Annotated in this window: 4 protein-coding genes; 2 read left to right on the plus strand and 2 right to left on the minus strand. The window is 41.3% G+C overall.

What is annotated here, in order from left to right:
- Window positions 1-333: 333 nt before the first annotated feature.
- The gene (locus PX481_RS19290) at window positions 334-1338 is read left to right on the plus strand and encodes a PEP-CTERM sorting domain-containing protein (protein ID WP_002758687.1); all 1005 of its coding nucleotides are present in this window, start codon (window positions 334-336) and stop codon (window positions 1336-1338) included.
- Between the two features lie 237 nt (window positions 1339-1575).
- Window positions 1576-3084, plus strand: coding sequence for a helicase C-terminal domain-containing protein (locus PX481_RS19295; protein WP_002758689.1), 1509 nt, complete (start codon window positions 1576-1578; stop codon window positions 3082-3084).
- Between the two features lie 27 nt (window positions 3085-3111).
- Here PX481_RS19295 and PX481_RS19300 read toward each other — a convergent pair whose 3' ends face one another.
- Together PX481_RS19300 and PX481_RS19305 are read right to left on the minus strand one after the other, a co-directional pair.
- On the minus strand, window positions 3112-4659 hold the full coding sequence (locus PX481_RS19300) for an FAD-dependent oxidoreductase (protein ID WP_288027533.1): 1548 nt from the start codon (window positions 4657-4659) through the stop codon (window positions 3112-3114).
- Window positions 4660-4725: 66 nt separating this feature from the next.
- On the minus strand, window positions 4726-5061 hold the full coding sequence (locus PX481_RS19305) for a hypothetical protein (RefSeq protein ID WP_002758693.1): 336 nt from the start codon (window positions 5059-5061) through the stop codon (window positions 4726-4728).
- Between the last annotated feature and the right edge of the window lie 48 nt (window positions 5062-5109).

A 5109-nucleotide genomic window follows, 5' to 3' on the forward strand; every position in this document is an offset into this window, starting at 1 on the left:
AACCCTTATATAGAAAAGCATTTAGCGATTTTTGTCAATTGTTTTTGCTCTAGAGCGAACTAATCAATTAAGTCTCTTGCCAGATAAGGATTTAGTCGATTTATGCCCCCCTATCGAACCATACCAAGTAACGAAGAACCACAAATTATGAATAGATATGCAGTCTATTAGCAGTTATCTTAACAGTGAGATACGAAGTTTCTGGTTTTAGAGAACGACGGAACGGCGGAACGTCGGAATATTATCTGATCGTCCAGAGATGATGACAAATACCGCCATACTTCATCTTCATGATAAACGCTATAATCTGAAAGTTGTTGCCAGTTGCTCATCATGAAAAAACTTACTTATTCATTGCTCCCCCTGGGGATTACTGTTGGACTTTGCCTAAACATTGCCCCTGCTTCCGCTGGTTTGATACCACAAAATGTCATTCCCGACGCTGCCCTTTCTATTGACGGCTTCGGTAGTACAACTAATAGTGGAGTTATTCAAGCCAATATACCCACAGGTTCTACTATTCAGAGGGCTTATCTCTATGCCACTTCCGTCTGGGATATGAGTCCAGTTTACGGAGTAACTTTTAATGGGAGTACACTTTCCTTGGGTTCAGCAACTATTCTTGGTCCCAATCAAAACCCAGCCACCACCGCCCGTTGGGATGTCACCAGTATCATCGCTTCTTCTTTTACGGGAGGATTACAAGACTTTAGTATCGTTGAGAATGGCGATAACGATGGTGCGGTTCTTGTCGTTGCCTACAGCAATTCTTCTACCCAAGGTTTTACCTCGGTTATTTTAGACGGGGAACTGTCCACCGGGGGAGACACGAGCCAGTTTGATTTTGCCAGTCCTTACACTGGGGGAGATTTTCTGGTTTCACTTGCCTCTAGTTATAGCCGTCAACCAAGTGGGCAAGCCACTGAGATTGACGTAACCACTAATTCGACCAATAATCGACGATTAACCAGTAGCGCAGGAGGACAGGATGATGGCGAAGGAGCCGACGGAGGCTTAATAACTGTTGGGGGGATAGGTGACAGTCCTACTAACCCCGGCCCATTAGATGACCCCTTGGATGGGCCGCGAATCGATGATGAATACTATAATCTCGCTCTTGGCAATAGTGCTAATCCTGACGCTTTTATCTCGCATGGAGATACCTTCCTGCGCTTAAAAACAGTGAACCCAACCAATGATGATAACGTTTTCGGAATGTTTATCACCAGTGGATTTAAGATCACTGCCACTCCCGTCCCCGAGCCATCCATGACACTGGGCATTTTTGGTATCGGTGCTATCGGAGCCTTAATATCTCGTCGTGGTAAAAAATCCTAACAGAAAATAAACCTGACAATTTAAGGCTGTAAATTGCGGTAAAAATTGATAAAATTTTCGATTGTGGTTTTTTATCGCTTTTTTTACCGCAAAATCACATTTACCTAGTTCTAGGTTTTTATCGTTCCAAGATGGAATTTGAACTTCAACCTAAATCACCGTAAGAGAGTCTCGGAGTGCAATCAGTGGCAAAATCAAGGCTATGATCGATCACTGATAACCAATAACTGAGATGAGATGGTTTTATTAGAAGCAGCGGTTCATTCTTCCCTACGCGCTTTTTTACGGGAACAAGGGCGCTTTTATTGGTCTCATCATCTCACTATGGGGCGACTGGTGGCTAGAGCTTTACGCCTAAAACGTTCCTCTCTCATACAAACTGGAACTACTCTCACCCGTTATTGTCTCAGTTATCTCACCCCAGCTCTTTTAGCTGATACACCTGTTCTAATTGTTGCCCCGGAGTCAGAAGTCAACCTACTGTTAGAAGTGGAAATCCCCCATCTGCAAGCATGGTTACAAACTCAGCGAGATATCCTCAAAAGTGATCGCTTTCCCGCTAATTTTACCGGTTTACTCCTCACCACACCCCAACAATGGTTAGAGGATAAATTGGACAATCTCGGTCATTTTCCCCAGAATATCCCCACGATAATCGATCGAGCCGAAGATTTAGAAACTTGTCTAGTAGATCATCTCACCGTCACCATTACTCCCGAACAATGGTTCGCTTTAGGGTCAGCATATCCCCAGCATAGAGAGATTATAGACTTAATTAAAGCACAACTTGGCCAAAGTATTCTTGGTCATCCAATTAATCCCTATAATTGCTATCTTATTGATGCCAAAGAAAAAGAATATATAATTGCTCTCCTGCAACGCTTGCATCAAGACTTAGCCACTGATTCTGCTTGGCAACTTTTAGCCGCAAAAATCCCCGAGCATAATTATCTCCTCTGGACATCAGTAGATCGAGAGCGAGGAGAATTTACCCTAAAAATCAGTCCTTTGGAGGTGGCTAGTTTTTTCAAACCGATTTGGCAGCAGCAACCCTTTGTTTTAATCGGCAGTTTTTTAGATAGCGAAAAATCCGCTAATTTATACCGTCAAAATCAGGGTATCGGAGAAATTTTAACTCTAAAGTTTGCAGCTGATCGCGAAAGTGAATATATTCATTTATATCTACCTGATCGCATCAGCGCCCCCAATACTCCCGAATTTCAACCGATGTTATTAAAGCAAGTGCGGGAATTAGTTAGTGCTAATCATACCAGTGAACAACCGATAGTAATCCTCATTGAAGATGTTCCCCTCAAGGCACAAATTGCTACCCAAATCGCAGCCGATTACGGTTCGCGAGTGCAAGTGGAAAAAACTGAGATTAATAATAATACTATTCTGGTTTGTGGTTGGCAATTCTGGCAAACCCATCAAGAAAAATTTCCGACTCCCAGTTTATTAATTATCGCTACTTTACCCTTACCATCCCCCGAAAATCCTCTCGTTGCTGGCAAAATTGCTTACTACAAACGACAACATCTCGACTGGTTTCGTGCCTATCTTTTACCCACAGCGGTGAGGGAAATTCAGCAATCTGTCCAGTCTCTCCGGGAGTGTCAAGGTTGTGTGGCTGTCCTCGATAATCGTGTCAATGCCCGCAGTTATGGCAGACAAATTCTCTCCGCTTTAGAACCCTATGCTAAAGTTAATTATCTCGATCAACAATTTTTTCAAGATAAAGATTAAATCAGTTATCAGTTATCAGTTATCAGTTTACTGTTTACTGATAAAATCTCCCCCGGAGCCATATTTCCAACTGTCTAAATAACGATGGTAAAGATATTTTTGCTTGTCGGGTAACTTTTCTAAAACAGGTTTTAAGGTGGCTGCCAAGGGATATAAACCACTATACAAAGCTAAATTAAAATAATGTCCCGTCCAATCGATAAAAGGACTGATACCCACTTGCGGAATCATCGGTAAAACTAATTGAGGATTAACCAAAGGCAAAGTTTTTGAGAGGGAAGAAAACTGCACCACATCCTGTAAAAACGGTTTTAATACCTCATCTCCCAACTTGTCCATTACCCGAAAAACTCCACTCATTAAGTCATTAATTTGATTGGGATTAGGGTTAGCATATATCTGGACACTCATGGTTTTTTGAAATAGCCACGTTACCGATATATTCGGTTGATAGGGTTGTAAAAGGGCTAAATCTTCTCGGTTTAAAGCATCGATTTGTAAAGCTTCCTCGATGCCGAAAGTTAGCCTTTTTAAATGCCTAACCATTGCCCCAAAACCACCAAAACTTACCGGAGATTGACTACCGCTACTATCTCCCACTGCCAGAATTCTTGACCAGGGCATTTTTAAAGGACTTTGACGATAGGCAGGGAAAAAACCCGCTAGAAAACGCTGAAATTTTACCGCTTCTAAATCTACCTTTTGATACTCTGGCAGTAATCTTAAATACTCCTCCATCAAAAATTCTAAACTAAAGCGATCGGGATGGGTATCAAGATAGGTAAATAAATAAGTTGTCCGACCATCCCTAGCGGGAAATGCTTCCCAAAAGTATTGACATTGGTGCAAGATTGGGGTAAAAGAATAAATCAAATCACCAGTTTCATTACTGGGAAAACCCTGACCGCAACTACCCACCACTAAACAAACTCCATCGGGTTTTTCTCCTTTTCTTGCCTGTTTTGCAATTGCTGAAAAATGACCCATGGCATCGATTAATAAACGGGTTTTTAAAGTCACTTCTCCCGTTTTAACCATTACTCCATCTGGATGAACAATCGCCCCGCTAAACCACGAATTTTCTAATAACTTTCCTCCCGCTTGCAAAAACTTATTTTTTAAAGTCTCTAGCAAATAAACCGGATCAACACCGATATTTAAAATATCTCTGACCCAAAGCTCATAACCTTGATAAAATCCCACCCTCCCAGGATTATATTCCGTCGCTATCGCTTGATTTAATTCAGCTTCGGTCAATAAATCTAACTCTAAAAAACTGCTTAATTCTAAACGTGAAATATTCCACTCCTGCTCACGACCGCGCAGAATACCTCTTTCTAATAATGCCACACGCCAGCCCCTAGTTTGCAAAGCAGCCCCGATAAAAATTCCCAGGGTTCCCCCCGCAATCACTAGATCAAAATCCGTCTCTCCTAAAGATTCTTGACTTTGATTAATTACCGTAGGAATAACTGGATTTTCTAAACGCAAAGCTTGCCAAGCTCGATCGCTGGCTCGCAATTGTTGTAAACTCTGAGGAGATACTCGATCGAGTAAAGATGCAACTAAAGACATAATCTTATATCAGTTATCAGTTATCAGTTATCAGTTATCAGTTATCACCATATCCAGAGGATAAAACTACTTAGATTGGAAAAACTTTTTCCCTTCTTCAACGAGTTTATTAATATCCTTGAGGGAAACTCCAAAAATCGCTAAAACTCCCGTAAAGACTAACAAAAAACCGATAAAACTATTCCGATCATAGAGAAATAAACCCACCAAAACGATAAAATAGGGAGAGAGAATTTTACTAATATTTTCAACTACAGTAACTATCTCTGGAGTGGGAGGATCAACAAGATTAATATCAGCTTTATCCTGATCCGGTTCGAGATTTTGCTTAATTGAAAACATCACTTCCTGTAGGTCTTTTACCTCCGGTGGGTTCGGTTCCTTCGCTGGTTTGCCAAACATTGTTAACTACCTCGCCAATTTATCTATATCCTCTATGGTAGCCAAAAA

Source organism: Microcystis sp. M53603_WE2 (assembly GCF_030065435.1).